This is a genomic window from Rhodobacter maritimus (genome assembly GCF_058747975.1).
On record NZ_CM179095.1, the window covers coordinates 1,611,640 to 1,631,516 of the forward strand.

Genomic DNA, 19,877 nt, shown 5'->3' on the forward strand with positions numbered 1-19,877 from the left:
CCGCACCACCACTGGGATGAGGATCACGCGCCAAACTTATTGGCCCTGCCAGACGAAAATGCGCCAGACAGGACCGGGTCCGGTTGCCCGGTCAGGAAACAAGCTGCAGCCGGACTATACTCGGCACAACCTCCGCCCCGACGTCCCTGGTCAAAACCATCACTCTTGGAACTCTCCGATCTAACCGCGAACCTGGCGATCTTGGAAAGTGGGGAAAACCTGACCTAACGTCATCTTCTGATGCCGACCGGCACCTCCTGGGATGAGCTGAGAAAGATCTGGTTCTGGAACGAGGCCTTGAGAACCGCCTGCGCGGTGGTGTCCACGTCCAGCGCCTCGCGCGCAAGGCGCAGGTGCTTTTCCACGGTGGCGACGGTCAGCCCCATGATGATGGCGATATCGGCGGTGGTCTTGCCGTCGCCCACCCATTCCAGCACTTCGCGCTGCCGCGAGGTTAGTGCGCGGCGCGCCGTGGCGAAGGGCATGGAGCTGATGCGCAGATGGGTCAGGGTGTTGAGCACGAAGATCTCGCGGCCATGGCTTTGCCAGATCTCTTCCACATCGTGCTGGAACAACCCCTCGCGCGCGCAAAGACCGATCGCCCCCTTGGCGCGCCCCGACTGTTCCGGAAACGAGATCGAATAGCCCGCGCGAATCCCGTATCGCAGGTTCAGCTCCTGCACCTTTCGTTCGGCCTGCGTCAGCTTGCCTGCGTGGGCCTGCTGCTCGACCCAACGCCACGAACACGCCCCCTGATTATCTGCCGCCCAACGCACCATGGGCGCGTGGTTGAAGATACCGCCGTCAAGAAATGCGCGAAGGTAATCGGGATGATGGTTGGAAAGGATCAGCGTATCTTCGATATTCCCGAAGCTGTGCGCCGTGCGGAACCGGGTAAAGCCATACAGCAACCGGTCAAACCCGTAGTCGGCCATGCGGTCGCAATGCAAAGCCCAGATATCTTCGACTGTCCGCGCCTCAATAAGCCTTTCCAAGTGCGCCAGCATGGATATCCTCGATCCCGAATGGAAATGCTCTGACGACGCCATCGGATCGCGGCAATAACGACATGACATTTCCGATCGTCACTTTTGCCACGCCGGAAAGGGTATTTTCAAGGGGCGCTGGACTAATCCGACGGGGCACATTGCTTTTGAGGCATGAATTGTCTTCTTTTCTGGGGGTAATGTGGATAGTTATGATGTGATTGTCGCCGGTGGCGGCGTAATGGGTGCCGCTGCAGCATTCTGGCTGACGCGCCTTTCGCCCGGTCTCTCCGTTGCGGTTATCGAGCGCGACCCAGGACATGCGCGCTCATCTACGGCGCTGTCCGTGGCTTCGATCCGGTCTCAATTCTCGCATCCCGTCAATGTGCAGATTTCGCGCTTCGGGATCGGTTTCATCCGTGACTTCGCCCGACATTGCCCGCAGGGCGGGGTGGCCGATCTGGGCCTGCGCGAGAACGGGTATCTGTTTCTGACCGGGCGGGCGGATCAGGCCGCGCTGATGCGGGATCTGGCCGCGATGCAGCGCGGGTTCGGCGCGGGAACCGAGGTGCTTGATGCCGCGGCCCTGCGCACGCGTTTCCCCTGGCTTTCGCTGGACGATGTCGTGGCGGGCTCATTCGGACCGCGCGATGAGGGCTGGTTCGACAATATGGGCCTTCTGGCCGGGCTGCGCGCGCAGGCCCGCGCTCAGGGCGCCCGGTTCATCGCGGATGAGGTGACGGGCGTCGTGGCGCAGGGCGGGCGTATTCAGGCCTTGCGGCTTGCCTCCGGCCAAAGCCTTGCGGGCGGCGCTTTCGTCAACGCCATGGGCACCCGCGCGGCGCATCTTCTTCGCTGGCTTGGCCACGACCTTCCGGTCGAGCCGCGCAAGCGCACCGTCTTCGTGATCGACGCCCCCAATGCACGCCATCCGGATGCGCCGCTTCTGGTCGATCATACCGGCTTTTACCTGCGTCCCGAAAGCGGGCACTGGATCTGCGCCACGGTTCCGCAAGAGGACGGCCCCTGCGACCCCGAGGATTTCACCCCCGACCACCGGCTGTTCGAGGATGAGATATGGCCCGCCCTCCATGCCCGCGCGCCGGGTTTCGATCAAGTGAAGGTGGTGCGCATGTGGGTCGGGCATTACGCCTATAACCGGCTGGACCAGAACGCGATCCTTGGCCGCCATCCAGATGTCGGGAACCTCTTTCTGGCGAACGGATTTTCCGGCCACGGCCTGCAACAGGCCCCCGCCGTCGGGCGTGGGCTGGCCGAGCAGATCCTGACCGGCCGCTGGCAGGCGCTGGATCTGTCGGCGCTTGGCGTCGAGCGGATCCTGAGCGGCTCTCCGTGCCTGGAACGCGCGGTCGTCTGATCCTAGCGCGTCGTCTCTGTCCGGGTTGCGGCCATCGTGGCCGCAGTAATATCCGGGGCAAGTGCGTTCAGCGCATCACATTGGGTCAGGAATATGCGCCCCGTCAGATGGGTAATCAGATCCGAACGGGTCAGCCTGTCCATGACCGGACCCTTCACCTCGGACAGGTGCAGGCAGACGCCCGCATCTTTCAGTTGCTGATTCACCGCCTCAAGCGCCTCAAGCGCCGAGGAGTCGATGAAATTGATTGCCGGACAGTTCAGCACGACATGGCGCAGCGCCGGATCGGCGGCCACGCAGTCATAGATCAGGTCTTCGAGAAAACGGGCATTGGGAAAATACAGGCTTTCATCGATGCGGATCGACAGGATCTCGGGCACGGTGGTGACCCGGTGGCGCGCGATGTTGCGGAAATGCTCTGTCCCTGGAACCTGGCCCAAAATCGCAACATGCGGGCGCGAGGTGCGCCACAGATGCAGCGCGATCGACAGGCCCACGCCCGCGCCGATGCCGGTCTCGACCCCGCCGATCAACGTCACGAGTATCGTCGCCAGCATCGCGGCCCCGTCACCGCGTGAATAGGACAGGGTGCGACGCAGCGCAGACAGATCCACCAGCGTCAGGACCGCGACCACGATCGTCGCCGCAAGCGTTGCCTGTGGCAGATAGTAGAGCGCGGGTGTCAGCGTGAGTGTTGCCAGGGCCATCCCGATCGCGGTGAATGCGCCGGCAGCCGGCGTCTCGGCCCCGGCATCGAAATTCACGACCGACCGCGCGAACCCTCCGGTTACCGGAAACCCGCCCGACAGCGCCGCGCCGATATTCGCGCCGCCCAGGGCCACCAGTTCCTGATCCGGGTCGATACGCTGCCGCCGCTTTGCTGCCAGCGTCTGCGCAACCGAGATGGACTCGACATAGCCCACGATCGAGATTAGCAGCGCGGGCACGGCAAGCTGGGCCCAGAGCCCGGCATCCAAAGGGGGCAGGGCGGGAACAGGAAGGCCTGCGGGCACGTCGCCCACCACCCGGACCCCCCAATTCTCGAGGCCCAGACCCCAGGTCAGCAAGATCGTCACCGCGACCGCGATCACGGGGGCCGTGCGCGTGCCAAGCTGCGCAAGCCTTGGGCTTAGCCCGCGCGCCCGAAGAAGGGGCTGTAACCCTTTGCGAGACCAGAAAAGAAATGCCGTGGCCGTGACCCCGATCGCAACGGTGGGCAGGTTGATCTCGGCGATATGCATGGCCAGAGAACGTGCAATATCGGGCAGGGTCTTGCCATTGGCGCCGATGCCAAGGAGGTGCTTGATCTGGCTTGCGGCAATCAGGATGCCCGAGGCCGTGATGAAACCGGAAATCACCGGGTGGCTGAGGAACGAGGCGATGAACCCCATCCGCAGCATCCCCATGACCAGCAGCATGAGCCCCGACAGGAAGGCAAGCGCGATCGCGGCCCCCAGATATTCGGGGGTACCTTTGGCCGCGATCTCTCCGACGGCGGCGGCGGTCATGAGGCTTGCCACTGCCACAGGCCCCACGGCAAGTGTGCGCGAGGTGCCAAGGATCGTGTAGATCACCAGCGGCGCGATCGAGGCATAAAGCCCGACCTCGGCCGGAAGTCCCGCCAGAAGCGCATAGGCCAGCGATTGCGGGATCAGCATGATGGTCACGATCAGCGCAGCCACCAGATCGGCTTCAAGGGTCGCACGGGAGTAGGTGCGCGCCCAAGTTGTGATCGGGAAATACGTTTTTATCATACGCAGTTAAGGCGCACAGTTAACGTCGTGCCGCATGTTCTTCCAGCAGCGGAACCAGCCCGGAATGGTCATACCCGGCCTCGGCCGCGGCCGAAAGGATCTGTGTGACGGGCCGCTTTCCGGCCTGCTCCATCGCCCAAAGATGGGACGAACGCGTGCCCGAACGGCAATAGGCCAGCACCGGCCCCTCGACCGTGGCCATGACTGCCTCGAACGCCGCCACGAGATCGGGCGTCATCTGGCCGGGAAAATAGGGCAGGTGATGGTAGGCAAGCCCCGCCTCGGCGGCAGCAACGGCCATCGCATCGCTGTCGAGCGCGTCTTCGATCTCGTCATCGGGGCGGTTGTTGATCAGCGTGCGATAACCGAGTGCTGCGATCGCGGCCACCTCTTCGGGCGTGATTTGCGGCGCAACCGCGAAGTCCGGCGTAATCTGCCGCAGATCCATCGTCATCTCCCTGTTCCTGCCGGTGGCTCCGGCGGTTTCGTATCCCTGTCAGAGACCGTTCACCGGAACCTTCAGATAGGTCTTGCCGTCCTCGTCCGCGGGCGGCATCTGGCCTGCGCGCATGTTTACCTGCAGCGATGGGATGATCAAGCGCGGCATTGCAAGCGTGGCATCGCGCTCGGTGCGCATTTGCACAAACTCATCCTTCGTGCGCCCGGCACCGACATGGATGTTACGCGCCTTTTCTTCGGCAACGGTGGTTTCCCAGGCATATTCGTCGCGCCCCGGCGCCTTATAGTCATGTGCCACGAAGATGCGCGTCTCGTCCGGCAGTGTGAGGATTTTCTGGATAGAGTTGTAAAGTGCCTCGGCCGAACCGCCCGGAAAGTCGCACCGGGCGGTGCCGAAATCGGGCATGAAGAGCGTATCACCCACGAAGGCCGCATCGCCCACCACGTAGGTCAGACACGCCGGCGTATGCCCCGGCGTATGCAGGACGCAGCCCTTCAGCGCGCCGATTTCGAAGGTATCCCCTTCTTGGAAAAGCTGGTCGAACTGCGAGCCGTCGCGCTGGAACTCGGTCCCCTCGTTGAAGATCTTGCCGAAAGTGTCCTGCACCACCATGATGCGATCCCCGATGCCGATCTTGCCGCCGACGCGCTGCTGGATATATGGCGCGGCGGACAGGTGGTCGGCATGGACATGGGTTTCCAGGATCCACTCGACGCGCAGATCATTGTCGCGCACATGGGCGATGACCCGGTCGGCCGAGCGGGTATCGGTCCGCCCCGAGGCGTAGTCGAAATCCAGCACGGAATCGACTATCGCACAGGCATCGCTTCGCGGATCCCGAACCACAAAGGTAACGGTGTAGGTGGCCTCGTCGAAAAAGGCCGTCACGTCAGGTTTGAGCATTCGACGCCTCCTTGTCTGCATTGCCCTGATATGGGGTTTGCAGGGCGGGACGGTAGGGCATGTCCGCAGTTTCGCAACCGGCAACCAGGCCCGGCAGTTGTGCGAAATCGGAAAACACCGCGCTGTGGGGAAGATCCTGCACCGGGGTCTTGCGATAGCCCTCGGTGAACAGCAGGAAGGGCAGCCCGGCGGCGCGGGCGGTTTCGGCATCCACCTCGCTGTCGCCGACAAAGATTGCGCGGGGGCGCCCGATCCTGTCCACGGCATGAAGCAGCGGAGCGGGATCCGGCTTGCGCGTGGGCAGGCTGTCGCCACCGATCACGGTGCCAAAGAACCCGTCAAGCCCCAGATGGGCCAGAACCGCGCGGGTGGGGGCGAGGGGCTTGTTCGTGCATATTCCTAGGAGATGCCCGGCCTCCGCAAGGGCCCGAAGCGCCTCGGGCACGCCGGGATAGACTTCGGTCAGCGCGACCGCCTCTTCATAGCGCGCGCTGAATGCCGCAACCATCCGTGCATGCAGCGCCCCCTGCGGATCCTCGCCCGAGGCCGCCAGCAAACAATCTACCAGATGCGGCACGCCGCGCCCAACGAAGCTGCGCACCTGCGGCAGGCTGAGCGGCGCAAAACCGTGCTCGGCCAGCACCGCGTTCGAGGCTGCATGAATGTCGGGGGCGGAATCGATCAACGTGCCGTCGAGGTCGAAGATCACTGCGGGCAGGTGCATCACGCGTCTTTCCATTTTATGGAACAGCCCATCGAGGGGATCTGTTCGGCTGGACCGCGGCCGGTTTCGGCCACTTGGCACATGGCTTCGTAAAGCTCCCTGCGAGCATCCGCAGCCCCCGCCTGGCGACCCGAGGCATCAAGGCGCCCGCGATACTGCAACTCTCCGGCCGCATTGTAGCCGAAGAAATCCGGTGTGCAGGCAGCGCCGTAAGCCTTTGCGACAGCTTGAGTTTCGTCATGAAGATAGGGAAAGGGCAGGGCACGATCCCGCGCCAGTCGGACCATATTCTTGAAGCTGTCTTCAGGATAGGCCACCGCATCATTCGCGCTGATCGCCACAACACCGATCCCCGTTTTTACAAGCGCTTCTGCATCGCGGATGATCCGGTCAAGAATGGATTGCACATAGGGACAGTGATTGCAGATGAACATCACCAGCGTGCCGCGCGGCCCGGCAATATCGTGCAAGGACCACAGGCGCCTGTCGGTTCCGGGCAAGGTGAAGTCGGGGGCAGGGCGCCCGAAATCGCAAACTGGGGGGGATACAGCCATCCGTGCTCCTATTCGAACTCCATCTCAGCATAGACGACACCGGCATTCTTTGTCGCCAGTTCCTCGAATGTATCGAGATGCGTATAGGGGGTCTGGTCGACATAATAGGCCTGCGAAAGATCTCCGCCAGACTCGATATGCTCGGCGATCCTTTCGCGCAGATAGACAAGGTAGTCGCGCGTATAGCGAGTAACCTGGGCAAGGTTCGTCGGATGGCCGTGTCCTGGGATGACAAAGGTCGGCTCCAACGGCACGAAGGCGGTTTCCCATGTCTCGATCCAGCATGAGGTGCAGGTGCCTTCGAAGATCGGCGGCATACGCTCATGAAAGGCGATGTCGCCCGCGATCATGAAACTTTGCCGGGGCAACCAGACCTGAGTGTCACCCGGACTGTGGGCGGGGCCAAGATGCAGGACCTCGATCGTGAAATCGCCCATCTCGATGCTGCGGCGATCCTCGAATGTCTCGGTCGGGCCCATCGGATCCGTGCCTTCGGCGTTCTCTCGGGCATAGTTTTGCAGCGCGGCAAGGTCGCCTCCGGCCTCATGGGCGAACTCGGCCGCGGCATCGACATGGGCCAGCACCGGCACGTCCTGTTCGATCCAGTAGTTGTTGCCCAGCATCGCATGGCCCTGACCGTTTTCATTGATCACCAGCTTCACGGGCTGATCGGTCACGGCCCTGATTTCGTCGTGCAACGCCTTGGCCAGAAGGTAGGAGGCACCCGAGTTCACGACGACGACACCCTCGCCGGTGACGATGAAGCTGAGGTTGTTGTTATGGCCGGCATTTTCGTAGGTCGGCGGGGCAGTGGCGCCGATCGCGGAATAGACTCCGGGGATGACCTCATAGGGTTTGGCATAAAGCACCGATTGTGGATACTGGTCGGCAATATCTTCGGATGCCATTGCAGGAGCGGAAAGCAAGATACTGACAAGAATAGAATATTTCATGAATCAAACACCCCCGAAACGATAGGATTCTCCATCGCGTTCAACCCGGCCGATCCCGCCGTCCGGCAGGTGGTAGCCGATCATCGGCATCTGCTGATCGGTCAGCCGCGCCAGAAGATCTGCACGGGTCTTGCTCCCAAGTTCCGGATCCTGGTCCGAACCCGATGCCCAAAGCGGCTGCGCGAAAGCCAAATGATGATTGCCGATCGCATCGCCCACGATCATGCAGGCATCATTGCCTTGACGCACTTCAAACGACATATGGCCCGGGGTGTGACCATAGCTTGCCACGGCATTGATACCTGGAAGGATTTCCATTTCTGGATCGAACGTTACGATGCGATCTTCAAGCAATTGAAGGCGCCGGATCGCACCCGCAGCAAAACTTTCACGGCCCGCGCCGATAGTGCTGGCCGTTTCCGGGTCGATCCAGTAATCCCATTCCTGCTTGCCCATCATATGCGTCGCATTGGCAAAAAGAGGTTCGTCGAAGTCGTCCAGAACCCCCCAAAGGTGGTCAGGATGGGCGTGCGTGAAAACCACATGGGTGACATCATCGGCCGTGATGCCAAGCGCGTCCATCGCCTCGGACAGCTTTCCGGCGGTGGGCATGAAATCAGGGCCTGCGCCAACATCGAACAGCACCGTATTGGTGCCATCCCGAAGAAGCGTGACGTTGCAAGGCGGCTCGACCGCATCGCCGGTCATGCCGTAGGTCGCCATGATTTCCCTCGCGCCGTCATGGTCGGTCACGAAGCTCATCGGCAGGACTAGGTGTCCGTCCGAAAGCGTATCGACACGGATATTGCCGATCTCCATCGTGCTTGCGGCCCAACTGCGGCGTGCAAACATCGGCGTAAGCAGCGCGGCGGCACCTGTCTGAAGAATAGTTCGTCGCGTGAGGGTCATTCGCTGTCCTCCCAAACAAGGTATTCATTCATGCGAATATGACCTCGGCTCCGCGCGAGGGCAAGCTGATCCTTTCAGCGCAAATTCGAAGGGACGGCTGAAAGTTTGCCGCGTGTTGTGCCTGGTGTAGTAATTTTCATCGTAATATCCGTTTGTCGAAAGCCGCTTCTGAATACCGTTTTAAAGGCACCATACGCTGCTTTAACGTGTTGTGAGGCGATCCGATGGGTATTCTACGCTCTCTGGATATAACTTTTATTTACATAATACCGATTATGAGACTTTGAAATGCCATTGGAATACCCCGACCTACCGCTCGATAACAGTCAGGTCACGACATCCGGCCCCTTGCGGCCGCTGCGCGCGCGGATGCCCACGATCTCTTCGCAGGCCGTGATGATCGGTGACAGCGCCTGCTGCGGATCGAGGTCGAGCCCCTCTGGACCGGCTACGAAATGTTCCAGATAGACGCGCAGCGTCGCGCCCTCGGTTCCGGTGCCGGACAAGCGCAGCACCACGCGGCTGCCGCCCTCGAACAGGATGCGGAACCCCTGATTGCGCGAGACCGCCCCGTCGACCGGATCGGTATAGGCGAACTCATCTGCGGCCGCGATGCGCAGCGCGCCGACCTGCGTGCCGGGCAAACGGTCCAGCCGGTCGCGCAGGTCCTTCAGCATGGCGGTTGCGGTGTCGACAGCAAGCGCCTCGTAATCGTGGCGGGAATAGTAGTTGCGCCCGAACCGCGCCCAGTGATCGGCCATGATCTCGGCCACGCCCTGCCCGCGCGCGGCAATGATATTGAGCCACATCAGCACGGCCCAAAGCCCGTCCTTTTCGCGCACATGGTCCGATCCGGTGCCAAAGGATTCCTCGCCACAAAGGGAAACACGGCCCGCATCCATCAGATTTCCAAAGAATTTCCAGCCCGTCGGCGTCTCGTAGCAATCGAGGCCAAGCGCCTGCGCCACCCGGTCCACCGCGGCCGATGTCGGCATGGAACGCGCAACCCCCTTCAGCCCGCGGGCATAGCCGGGCACCAGATGCGCATTCGCCGCGATCACCGCAAGGCTGTCCGAGGGGCTGACATAGATGCCCTGCCCCAGGATCATGTTGCGATCGCCGTCCCCGTCCGAGGCGGCGCCGAAATCGGGCGCCTCCGGGCCCATCATTTCCGCCATCAGCTCATGCGCCCAGGTCGGGTTCGGATCGGGATGCATGCCGCCGAAATCCGGAAGCGGCTGGCCATGGGCCACGGTGCCGGGCGCCGCCCCGAGGCGATTTTCCAGGATCTCGGTCGCATAGGGGCCGGTGATGGCACACATGCTGTCCATGCGCATCGTGAAACCTGCGTGAAAAAGCCCGCGCAACGCTTTGAAATCGAATATGGTTTCCATCAGGTCCGCATAGGCCAGAACCGGGTCCACGACCTCGACCGCCATGGTGCCCAGATGGCTTTCGCCGGGCATGGACAGGTTCACGTCGGGCGCGGTCAGGATGCGATAGGTGTCGATCGTGGTGGTGCGGGCAAAGATCGCCTCGGTCACGGATTCGGGCGCGGGCCCGCCATTGGCGGTGTTGTATTTCACGCCGAAATCCTCGTCCGGGCCGCCGGGATTGTGTGAGGCCGACAGGATGATCCCGCCATCCGCCCCGCGCAGCCGGATCAGATGCGAGGCCGCCGGAGTCGAGAGCCACGCGCCCTGCCCCACGATCACCCGCGCGGCACCGTTGGCGGCGGCCATCTTCAGGATGATCTGCGCGGCCTCGGCCCCGAAATAGCGCCCGTCGCCGCCCAGAACGAAGGTCTTGCCCGCAGCCCCGCCGATCGCGTCGAACGTGGCCTGGACGAAATTCTCAAGGTAGCGCGGCTGCATGAAGATCGCGGTTTTCTTGCGCAGGCCCGAGGTGCCGGGCTTCTGGTCGTCGAAGGGGGTAGTCTTCTCGATACTCATGACATCTCCTGAATACCCGTCGCGCGGGTGAATACCTGAACCGATTGCGGTGCGACGCGCGTCACGGGGCCGGTCTGGTCCCGTTCTGCCGCGTCGGGGCGGGCGCTGTCCAGCAGTTGCCGCCAGCGGCCTTCGGGCAGGCACACATCCGCCGCACCGCCTGCGTTGAGGATGACGAAGACCGCGCGATGCGCGGCAAGGCCGGGCGGGCCCTCGGCGGCGCCACGGATCTCGGCGCACAGGCACAGCGCGGCGGGGTCGTGCCAGTCCTGCACGCGGGGCTCTGCGCCCGAGGGCAGGCGCCAGATCAGATCGCGCATGCCGTCCTGCGCCCGGATCCTCGAATGCAGGAAGCGCGTCTGGCGCAGCACCGGATGCGCACGCCGCAGCGCGATCAGCCGCGCCGTGAACGCGATCAGCGCGGCATCGGGCGCGCGCCAGTCGAGCCAGCCGGTGGCATTGTCCTGGGCATAGGCATTGTTGTTGCCGCCCTGCGAATTGCCGAACTCATCGCCCGCCAGAAGCATCGGCACCCCCTGCGACAGCATCAGCGTGGCCAGCATCGCGCGTTTGCGGGCAGCGCGGGCGGCGGGATTTTCCAGCGCCTCGGAGAAGTTCGCGTCATGGCCGTCGCGGTTGCCCTCTCCATTCGCCTCGTTTCGCTTTTTGTCAAAGGAAACAATATCCTGAAGGGTGAAGCCGTCATGCGCCGCGATGAAATTGACCGAGGCCGTGGCGGGCCGGCCGGAATGGTCGAAGGTCTCGGCGCTGCCCGCGATGCGGCGGGCCAGCTCGGGCATCTGGCCCGCATCGCCGCGCCAGAAGCGGCGCGTGCCGTCGCGGAAGCGGTCGTTCCATTCCGCGAAAGGATGCGGAAATCCCCCCAGACGATAGCCGCCGGGACCGATATCCCAGGGCTCGGCGATCAGCTTCACCCCGGCCAGGACCGGGTCCTGGCACAGCGCCGACAGAAAGGCCGCACGGCCCGAGAAATCTCCGGCATCGCTGCGGCCAAGCGTTGCGGCCAGATCGAAGCGGAACCCGTCCACCCCCATCCGCAAGACCCAGTGGCGCAGGCAATCCATCACCATGCGCAGCACCGCCGGATGGGCAAGGTTCAGCGTGTTTCCCGTGCCCGTATCGTTGACATAGCTGCGCCCGCCCTCGGCCAGCCGGTAATAGCTGGCATTGTCGATCCCGCGCAGCGACAGGGTCGGGCCGTGGCCGTCGCCCTCTCCGGAGTGGTTGAAGACGACATCGAGGATCACCTCGATCCCGGCCGCGTGAAAGCGGCGCACCATGGCGCGGAAGGCCTCGGGCGTGCCGTAGCGCGGCTCGGGCGCGAAAAAGCCGATCGGCTGATAGCCCCAGTAGTTGCGCAGGCCCTTCTCGACAAGGAAGCGGTCGTCGAAGAAGGCCTGCACGGGCAAAAGCTCGATCGCGGTGATGCCAAGGCGGTTCAGATGGGCCAGAACCGGATCGCTGGCCAGCCCCGCCCATGTGCCGCGCATGTCAGGTGGCACGTCGGGATGGGTCATGCTCAGGCCCTTCGGATGCGCCTCATAGATCACGCTGTCGCACCAGCGATGCGCGGGGCGCTGCCACTGCGGGGCGGTCTCGGCCTCGACGATGCCCTTGGGCACAACGGCGGCACTGTCGCGCCGGTCAGGCCGCGCCATGCCGCTGCCGCCCTGCATCTCGGGGTGCCAGCGAAGCGGGGCACTGAGCGCGGTGGCGCAGGGATCGACCAGCAGCTTGGCGGGGTTGAAGCGGTGGCCAAGCTCGGGCGCCCAGGGCCCCGACACGCGATAGCCATACTGCCCCCCCGCCCCCAGCCCCGGCACGAACCCGTGCCAGATGTCGCCCGAGCGTTCCGGCAGCACTAGCCGCACCTCGCCGGTTTCGGTAAAAAGGCACAGCTCCACCCGTTCGGCATGGGCCGAGAATAGCGCGAAATTCACGCCACCGTCGCAAGGCCGCGCGCCCAGCCGGGCGGCCGATCCAGGGTCGATCTGCCAGTTCATCGCGCCAGCAGGCTTTCATACAGCGCGCCGTAACGCGCCGCCGACGCCCCCCAGCCCAGATCCGCCTTCATCGCGCGGCGCTGCATCGCGGCCCAGAGCTTCGGCCGGGCGAAAAGCTCGGTCAGGCGGCGCAGGGCCTGGCGCAGGGCAAGCGCGTCGACCGGGTGAAAGACGATGCCCGTTGCCGCGTCCGCGCCAAGGCTGGCCGGGGTCGCGCCGATCACCGTATCGGCCAACCCCCCGGTGGCCGCCACGACCGGCAGGCAGCCATAGCGCAGCCCGTAAAGCTGGGTCAGGCCGCAGGGCTCGAAGCGCGAGGGCACGAGGACCGCGTCGCCCCCCCCAAACATGCGGTGGCTCAGCCCCTCGTCATAGCCCAGGCGCAGGCCCACGCGGCCGGGATGGCGCGCGGCAAGATCCCGAACCATCTCTTCGGCCCATGGCTCGCCCGACCCAAGGATGCACAGCGTGCCCTCGGCGGCCAGAAGCGGCGCGATCGCCTCGGGCACAAGGTCGATGCCCTTCTGCGCCGTCAGCCGCGAAACGAGGATGACCAACGGCCCTGCCCCGGACACGCCGAATTCCTGCATCAGCCGGGCGCGGTTTTCCTGTTTGCGGCCAAGGGCGCGGGCGGAATAGGGCGCAAGCTCGAGGTCGGTCTCGGGGTTCCAGACCTGATCGTCGATCCCGTTGAGGATGCCGTGCAGATCGCCCGCGCGCGACTGGATCACCCCTTCCAGCCCAAGGCCGAATTCGGGGCGCATCAGCTCTTCGGCATAGCGTGGGCTGACAGTGGTCACCGCATCGGCCGAAACCAGCCCCGCCTTCAGCGTCGAGATATTGCCCCAGTATTCGAATCCGTCACGGTGGAACCCTTCACGCGGGAGGCGCAGGCTGCCGATCCGGTCGGCGCCGGCATGGCCCTGGAAGGCGATGTTGTGGATCGTCATCACGCTTGGCACGGGGATGCCCTGCTGGCACAGATAGGCGGGCGCAAGGCCGGCCTGCCAGTCATGGGCATGCAGAAGATCGGGGCGCCAGCCGTCGCGCGCCCCGCCCGCGGCAATCGCGGCGGCGGCCCAGCAGAGGGCGGCGAAACGCTCGGGGTTGTCGCCGTAATCGCCGCGCGCGTCGGCATAGGGCCCGCCCGCGCGGTCGAACAGATGCGGCGCGTCCAGAAGCATGACGGCCATCCCGCCCGCGGCCTGCCCCGCCAGAACCCGGCCCGGCCCGCCGAAAAGATCGCTCTCTGCCCAGATCTCTTTCGGCGCCCGCAGCTTTTCGGCAAGGCCCGGATAGGCCGGCAGCAGGGTGCGCATCTGCCACCCCTGCGCGGCAAGCGCGCCGGGCAGCGCGCCGCACACATCGGCCAGCCCGCCGGTCTTGACCAGCGGCACCGCCTCGGAGGTGACCGAAAGCACCCGTCCCTTCAGATCCGCCATGGCCCGCCCATCCCGTTTTCGCCTTGTTCAGCCCTGCCCCGCGGCCGCGCGCCGGTCAAGCATGTCCTGCGTTATCAGCACGATACCGCCGCTGCTGCGGCGAAACCACCTGGCATCTTCCTTTGGGTCTTCGCCCACCACAAGGCCCGCGGGGATCTGCACGCCCCGGTCGATCACGCAACGCGCAAGCTGCGCCTTGCGGCCGATATCGACATAGGGCAAGGCCACCACATGATCGAGGCTGGACCAGCTATGCGCCCGGCAGCCCGTGAACAGCAGCGAGTTGCGCACCTCTGAGCCCGAGACGATGCAATCCCCCGCCACGAGCGAGGACACTGCCGAGCCGCGCCGCGCCTCCTCGTCATGGATGAATTTTGCGGGCGGGACCAGCTCGGCATAGGTCCAGATCGGCCAGGCATTGTCGTAAAGATCAAGCTTCGGCGTGAAATCGGTCAGGTCGATATTGGCCTGCCAGAAGGCGTCGATCGTGCCCACGTCGCGCCAGTAGGGCTCGGTCTCCAGGCCGCTTGTCACGCAGCTTTCGGAAAAGCGATGCGCCATGGCCTTGCCGTTCCGCACGATCTCGGGGATCAGGTCATTGCCGAAATCATGGCTGGAATTGGGGTCCTGCGCGTCGCGCAGCAGCAGATCGCGCAGGAAGGCCCAGTCGAAGACATAGATCCCCATCGAGGCCAGCGAATGTGCCGGATCGCCGGGCAGGCCCGGCGGATCGGCGGGCTTTTCCAGGAATTCGGTGATGCGCCCGCCCCTGTCCACTGCCATCACGCCAAAGGCCGAGGCCTCGGCGCGCGGCACGGTCAGGCAGCCGATGGTGACATCGGCGCCGGTGTCGGCATGCTGGCGCAGCATGATCTCGTAATCCATCTTGTAGACGTGGTCGCCCGCCAGGATGATGACGTACTTCACCCCGTAACTATCGACGATATCTATGTTTTGCGTGACGGCATCGGCGGTTCCAAGATACCATTTGCTTTCGTCCACCCGCTGGCTGGCGGGCAGGATGTCAAGATATTCGTTGCGCTCGGCCCGGAAAAAGTTCCAGCCGCGCTGCATGTGCCGGATCAGCGAATGGGCCTTGTATTGCGTGGCGATCGCCATCTTGCGGATGCCGGAGTTGAGCGCGTTGGACAGGGCGAAGTCGATGATCCGCGTCTTGCCGCCGAAATAGACGGCCGGCTTGGCGCGCCGGTCCGTCAGTTCCTTCAGGCGCGAGCCGCGCCCCCCCGCCAGAACGAATGCCATGGCCTGCGCCGACAGGCGCGCGCTGCGCTGCGGTTTCATGTCGTCCCTCCGTTCCCGGTGCCGTCGCCCGGCACGAACATCACCACCGAAAGCGGTGGCAGGTAAAGCTCGGCGCTCTGCGCGCGCCCCATCCAGGGCTGCGCCTTGGCGCGGATCGCCCCCATATTGCCCCGGTTCTGTCCGGCGTAATGGGCGGAATCGGTGTTGAGAACTTCATGCCAGTCGCCGGTTTCGGGCAGACCGATGCGCATCCTGCGCTCGACCGGGGTCAGGTTCGCGGCCACCACGACCGGGGGCACGCCCGGCGCCCGGCGCTCGAACACATAGACCGAGCGGGCGGCATCGTCGGCCTCGATCCAGGCGAACCCCTCGGGGCGGCAATCGCCCCAGTGCAGCGCCGGATTGCCGCAATAAAGGCGGTTCAGATCGCCGATCAGGCGGCGCATGCCCGCATGTTCGGGCAGGTCCGCCTGCCCCCAGTCCAGCGCACCGGCCTGCGCCCATTCGCCGCCCTGGGCGAATTCCTGCCCCATGAACAGAAGCTTCTTGCCCGGATGCGCCCACATCAGCGCATAGAAGGCGCGCAGATTGGCGAATTTCGCGCCCCCCGCACCCGGCATCTTGCCCAGCATCGAGCCCTTGCCGTGCACCACCTCGTCATGGCTGACGGGAAGGATGAAGTTCTCCGTGTAAGCATAGGAACTGGCGAAGGTAATCTCGTTATGGTGATGGCGGCGATGGACCGGATCGCGGGCGAAATAGCCCAGCCAGTCATTCATCCAGCCCATGTTCCACTTGTAGCCGAAGCCAAGCCCGCCCGCATGCACCGGATGCGACACGCCGGGAAAGGCGGTGCTTTCCTCGGCCACCGTCATGATCCCGGGATGCGCGCCATAGGCAACCTTGTTGACGTTTCGCAAAAACTCAATCGCTTCAAGGTTTTCCCGGCCGCCGTGAATGTTGGGAACCCACTCGCCGCGGGGCCGCGAATAATCGCGGTAAAGCATCGAGGCCACGGCATCCACGCGCAGCCCGTCGAGGTGATATTCCTCAAGCCAGAACAGCGCATTGGCCAGAAGGAAATTCGCCACCTCGCGCCGCCCGTAATTGTAGATCAGCGTGTTCCAGTCGCGGTGAAAGCCCTCTTTCGGATCGGCATGTTCGTAAAGCGCGGTGCCGTCGAACCGTGCAAGACCGTGCGGATCGGTGGGAAAATGGCCGGGCACCCAGTCCAGGATCACGCCGATCCCGCGCGCATGGGCGGCGTCGACAAGGGCCGCGAATTCCTCGGGGCGGCCATGGCGGATCGTGGGGGCAAAAAGGCCCACCGGCTGATAGCCCCAGCTTCCGTCGAACGGATGTTCCGAGATGGGCAGGATCTCGATATGGGTAAACCCAAGATCATGCACATAATCAACAAGTTGCGATGACAACTCAAAGTAGGAAAGCGGCCGCCCGCCCTCGGAGTCCACGCGCCGCCACGATCCAAGATGCACCTCGTAGATCGACACCGGCGCCGTGCTGTCCTGCGCCGTGGCGCGGCTTTGCATCCATTCGGCATCGCGCCAGTCATGCAGGCCCAGTTGCCGCACGACCGAGGCCGTGGCGGGCGGGTGTTCGGCCCCGAACCCGACCGGATCGGCCTTGAGCGGCAAGGGCCGCCCGTCGGGGCCGAGGATCTCGTATTTATAGGCCTCGGTGGGGCCGAGACCGGGCAGGAAAATCTCCCACACGCCGGTTGCGCCGCGCCGCCGCATCGGGTGGCGCCGCCCGTCCCAGTTGTTGAAGCCCCCCACGACCGAGACCCGGCGGGCATTGGGCGCCCAGACCGCGAAATGCACGCCCGCCACGCCCTCGTGGCGGATCGGATGGGCGCCAAGCGCCTGCCAGAGCCGGTGATGCGCGCCCTCTCCGATCAGGTATTCGTCGATCTCGCCCAGGACGGGGCCGAAGCGATAGGGATCGTCGAACTCCCATTGCCCCGCGGCCCCTTCGGCGCGCAGCCGGTAAGGGCCGCCGGGCCAGTCACCCGCGAAAACCCCTTCGGCCAGCGGCGTCAGCGCAACCTCTTGCGCGCCCCTGGCCCAAAGCCGCGCGGCATCGGGCACGAAGGCCACGATCCGCCCGTCATGCGGGCCGAGAACGGCAAAGGGATCGTCCGTCCGGCCCTCGGCCAGGTCGCGCAAGACCTTCGGATCAATCCCCGGCATCGCTTCCCTTTCACAGGGCCGAATCCGTGCCCCATATGTCCTTCATGTAACCACGGATCGCCCGGTCGGAGGAAAAGAATCCCATGCGCGCGGTATTCAGCGCGGCCATATGCCACCATCTGTCGCGCGCAAGATAGGCCGCATCGACGGCGCGCTGCGCCTCCTGATAGGCGGTGAAATCCGAGGCGACGAGGTAATGGTCCGAATGCCACATGTTATGCACAAGGCCATGATAACGCTCGGGTTCGTCGGGGCTGAAGCGGCCCTCGGCGATCATCTGAAGCACGTCCTGAAGCGGCTGGCTTTGCATGATGGCGTGGCGCGCATGCTGCGGGTCGCGCCGCGCGGCCACGACCTCGTCGGCGCTCAGCCCGAAGAGGAAGAAGTTCTCGGGCCCCACCCGCTCGCGGATTTCCACATTCGCGCCGTCCAGCGTGCCGATCGTCAGCGCGCCGTTCAGCGACAGTTTCATGTTGCCCGTTCCCGACGCCTCCTGCCCGGCGGTCGAGATCTGCTCGGAGAGGTCCGCGGCGGGGATCAGGCGCTCGGCCATCGAGACGTTGTAATTCTCGGGATAGACCACGCGCAGAAAACCCCGCACCTTTGGATCATTGTTAACAACGCGCGCCACATCATTGATAAGGCGTATGATTTCCTTTGCCGCATGATAGCCCGGCGCGGCCTTACCGCCAAAGATCTTGACGCGCGGCACATGTTCGGCATTGGGGGTTTCACGGATCTCGTGCCAGGCCGCGATGGTTTGCAGGATATTGAGAAGCTGGCGCTTGTATTCGTGGATGCGCTTGACCTGCACGTCGAAAATCGCGTCGGGATCGACCGAAATCCCCTGCACGCGCCCGATCCAGTCCGAAAGCGCCACCTTGTTGGTGCGCTTGGCGCGGGCGAATTCGGCGCGGAACGCGGCATCCCCGGCATGGGGTTCAAGGTCTTGCAGGCGGTCAAGGTCGGCCTCCCAGCCCGGACCGATCGTGTCGGTGATCAGCGTCGAAAGCGCCGGATTGGCCATGCGCAGCCAGCGACGCGGCGTTATCCCATTGGTTTCGTTGATGATCCGGCCGGGATGCAACGCGTCAAGCTCGGGAAAAAGGGTGCGCTTCACCAGGTCTGTATGCAGCGCCGAGACCCCGTTCACGCGATGCGCGGTGATGAAGGCCAGCTCGCCCATGCGCACCTCGTTATGCTTCACGATGCCGATATGGGCGGGGCGCGCGGGATGCGCCGCAAGGTGCCAGGCGTCGATCTTTTCGATGATCTGCATATGCCGTGGCAGGACCGAGCCGAACAGGTAGGTCGGCCATTTCTCCAGCGCCTCGGGCAGCAGCGTGTGGTTGGTGTAACCCAGGCAGTTCTGCGTAATCTCAATGGTTTGCGCGAAGTTCATGCCATGGATGTCGACCAGCACCCGCACCAGTTCCGGCCCGGCGATCGCGGGATGCGTGTCGTTCATCTGGATTGCGACGTGATCGGCCAGACCGGTAAGCGGCAGGCCCGCCGCCAGATGGCGGCGCAGGATGTCATGGAGCGCGGCGGCCGTCAGGAAATATTCCTGCTTCAGCCGCAGCTCCTTGCCCTGATAGGTGGTGTCGTCGGGGTAAAGCACGCGGCTGAGCGTGCGGGCAAGCGCCTCGGGCGCGGCGGCGGCGGCATAGTCGCCGTGGTTGAACCGCTCCAGATCGAAAAGCGTGGTGGGCTTGGCCGTCCAGAGCCGCAGCGTATTGGCCCAACGCCCGGCCCATCCGATGACCGGCATGTCATAGGCCTCGGCCAGGACGGTCTCGGCCGGGCGCCAGCGGGCGCGGCCCTGCGCGTCGGTCTCGACCGTGCCCTTGAAGCCGATCTCATAGGCGGCTTCGGGGCGCTCGAACTCCCACGGGTGGCGCTGCGAAAGCCAGTCCTCGGGGCTTTCAACCTGCCGCCCGCCCTCGAACCGCTGGCGGAACAGGCCGTGTTCGTAACGGATGCCATAGCCGTAGCCGGGGCAGCCAAGCGTGGCCATGCTTTCCATATAGCATGCCGCCAGCCGTCCAAGCCCGCCATTGCCAAGGGCGGCGTCGGGTTCATCCTCGACCAGGGCGCGGAAATCGACGCCAAGCCCCGCCATCGCCTCTTCGGCGACATCGTGCATGCCCAGATTGATCGCGGCATCTTCCAGAAGCCGGCCGATCAGGAATTCCATCGACAGGTAATAGACGCGCTTGCGGCGCTGTTCCCAGACAAGGCGCGTCGCCTCGAACCACGGCTCCACGATCCGGTCGCGCAGCGCGAAGGACAGCGCCATGCGCCAGTCATAAAGCGCGGCATGCTCCGGGTCCTTGCCCATAGAATAGGTCAGGTGGCGTAACAC

16 protein-coding genes are annotated in these 19,877 nt (G+C 64.3%); 1 reads left to right on the forward strand and 15 read right to left on the reverse strand.

What is annotated here, in order from left to right:
* Positions 1 to 230: 230 nt before the first annotated feature.
* Together AC4PTO_RS08190 and AC4PTO_RS08195 are read right to left on the reverse strand one after the other, a co-directional pair.
* Positions 231 to 1,007 (reverse strand): helix-turn-helix transcriptional regulator, encoded by a 777-nt coding sequence (locus tag AC4PTO_RS08190; protein ID WP_492733244.1) that lies wholly within the window; start codon positions 1,005 to 1,007, stop codon positions 231 to 233.
* Positions 979 to 1,308: a hypothetical protein gene (locus AC4PTO_RS08195; RefSeq protein WP_492733699.1), complete on the reverse strand. Its 330-nt coding sequence runs from the start codon at positions 1,306 to 1,308 to the stop codon at positions 979 to 981. The genes AC4PTO_RS08190 and AC4PTO_RS08195 overlap by 29 nt, the downstream gene beginning before the upstream one ends.
* On the opposite strand from AC4PTO_RS08195, the gene AC4PTO_RS08200 reads away from it, so the two are divergent.
* The gene (locus AC4PTO_RS08200; RefSeq protein WP_492733245.1) at positions 1,228 to 2,364 is read left to right on the forward strand and encodes an NAD(P)/FAD-dependent oxidoreductase; all 1,137 of its coding nucleotides are present in this window, start codon (positions 1,228 to 1,230) and stop codon (positions 2,362 to 2,364) included. The two genes, AC4PTO_RS08195 and AC4PTO_RS08200, sit on opposite strands and share 81 nt — an antisense overlap.
* A 2-nt stretch (positions 2,365 to 2,366) precedes the next feature.
* Here the strand turns inward: AC4PTO_RS08200 and AC4PTO_RS08205 are convergent, their stop codons facing one another.
* The 13 genes from AC4PTO_RS08205 to AC4PTO_RS08265 all read right to left on the reverse strand — a co-directional run bounded on the left by AC4PTO_RS08205 (position 2,367) and on the right by AC4PTO_RS08265 (position 19,853).
* On the reverse strand, positions 2,367 to 4,118 hold the full coding sequence (locus tag AC4PTO_RS08205) for a SulP family inorganic anion transporter (RefSeq protein ID WP_492733246.1): 1,752 nt from the start codon (positions 4,116 to 4,118) through the stop codon (positions 2,367 to 2,369).
* A 19-nt stretch (positions 4,119 to 4,137) separates the two neighbouring features.
* A complete protein-coding gene (locus AC4PTO_RS08210) occupies positions 4,138 to 4,572 on the reverse strand; it encodes a TIGR01244 family sulfur transferase (RefSeq protein WP_492733247.1) in 435 nt (144 codons plus the stop codon).
* A gap of 42 nt (positions 4,573 to 4,614) precedes the next feature.
* On the reverse strand, positions 4,615 to 5,481 hold the full coding sequence (locus AC4PTO_RS08215; protein WP_492733248.1) for an MBL fold metallo-hydrolase: 867 nt from the start codon (positions 5,479 to 5,481) through the stop codon (positions 4,615 to 4,617).
* Complete coding sequence (gene gph, locus AC4PTO_RS08220) at positions 5,468 to 6,205, reverse strand: phosphoglycolate phosphatase (RefSeq protein ID WP_492733249.1); 738 nt, start codon at positions 6,203 to 6,205, stop codon at positions 5,468 to 5,470. The genes AC4PTO_RS08215 and gph overlap by 14 nt, the downstream gene beginning before the upstream one ends.
* Positions 6,205 to 6,759 carry a thioredoxin family protein gene (locus AC4PTO_RS08225; protein WP_492733250.1) on the reverse strand — a complete coding sequence of 185 codons (555 nt, stop codon included), beginning with the start codon at positions 6,757 to 6,759 and terminating at the stop codon, positions 6,205 to 6,207. The genes gph and AC4PTO_RS08225 overlap by 1 nt, the downstream gene beginning before the upstream one ends.
* An 8-nt stretch (positions 6,760 to 6,767) precedes the next feature.
* A complete protein-coding gene (locus AC4PTO_RS08230) occupies positions 6,768 to 7,712 on the reverse strand; it encodes an MBL fold metallo-hydrolase (protein ID WP_492733251.1) in 945 nt (314 codons plus the stop codon).
* Between the two features lie 3 nt (positions 7,713 to 7,715).
* Positions 7,716 to 8,531 carry an MBL fold metallo-hydrolase gene (locus tag AC4PTO_RS08235; RefSeq protein WP_492733252.1) on the reverse strand — a complete coding sequence of 272 codons (816 nt, stop codon included), beginning with the start codon at positions 8,529 to 8,531 and terminating at the stop codon, positions 7,716 to 7,718.
* Positions 8,532 to 8,947: 416 nt separating this feature from the next.
* Positions 8,948 to 10,573, reverse strand: a complete 1,626-nt coding sequence (locus AC4PTO_RS08240; protein WP_492733254.1) for an alpha-D-glucose phosphate-specific phosphoglucomutase — start codon at positions 10,571 to 10,573, stop codon at positions 8,948 to 8,950.
* On the reverse strand, positions 10,570 to 12,597 hold the full coding sequence (glgX, locus tag AC4PTO_RS08245; RefSeq protein ID WP_492733255.1) for a glycogen debranching protein GlgX: 2,028 nt from the start codon (positions 12,595 to 12,597) through the stop codon (positions 10,570 to 10,572). Before glgX ends, AC4PTO_RS08240 begins: the two co-directional genes overlap by 4 nt.
* A complete protein-coding gene (gene glgA, locus AC4PTO_RS08250) occupies positions 12,594 to 14,039 on the reverse strand; it encodes a glycogen synthase GlgA (RefSeq protein WP_492733257.1) in 1,446 nt (481 codons plus the stop codon). The genes glgX and glgA overlap by 4 nt, the downstream gene beginning before the upstream one ends.
* 27 nt (positions 14,040 to 14,066) lie before the next feature.
* Positions 14,067 to 15,341, reverse strand: coding sequence for a glucose-1-phosphate adenylyltransferase (gene glgC, locus AC4PTO_RS08255; RefSeq protein WP_492733259.1), 1,275 nt, complete (start codon positions 15,339 to 15,341; stop codon positions 14,067 to 14,069).
* Positions 15,338 to 17,512, reverse strand: a complete 2,175-nt coding sequence (gene glgB / locus AC4PTO_RS08260) for a 1,4-alpha-glucan branching protein GlgB (protein WP_492733261.1) — start codon at positions 17,510 to 17,512, stop codon at positions 15,338 to 15,340. The genes glgC and glgB overlap by 4 nt, the downstream gene beginning before the upstream one ends.
* Before the next feature lie 10 nt (positions 17,513 to 17,522).
* On the reverse strand, positions 17,523 to 19,853 hold the full coding sequence (locus tag AC4PTO_RS08265) for a glycogen/starch/alpha-glucan phosphorylase (protein ID WP_492733576.1): 2,331 nt from the start codon (positions 19,851 to 19,853) through the stop codon (positions 17,523 to 17,525).
* Positions 19,854 to 19,877 lie beyond the last annotated feature (24 nt).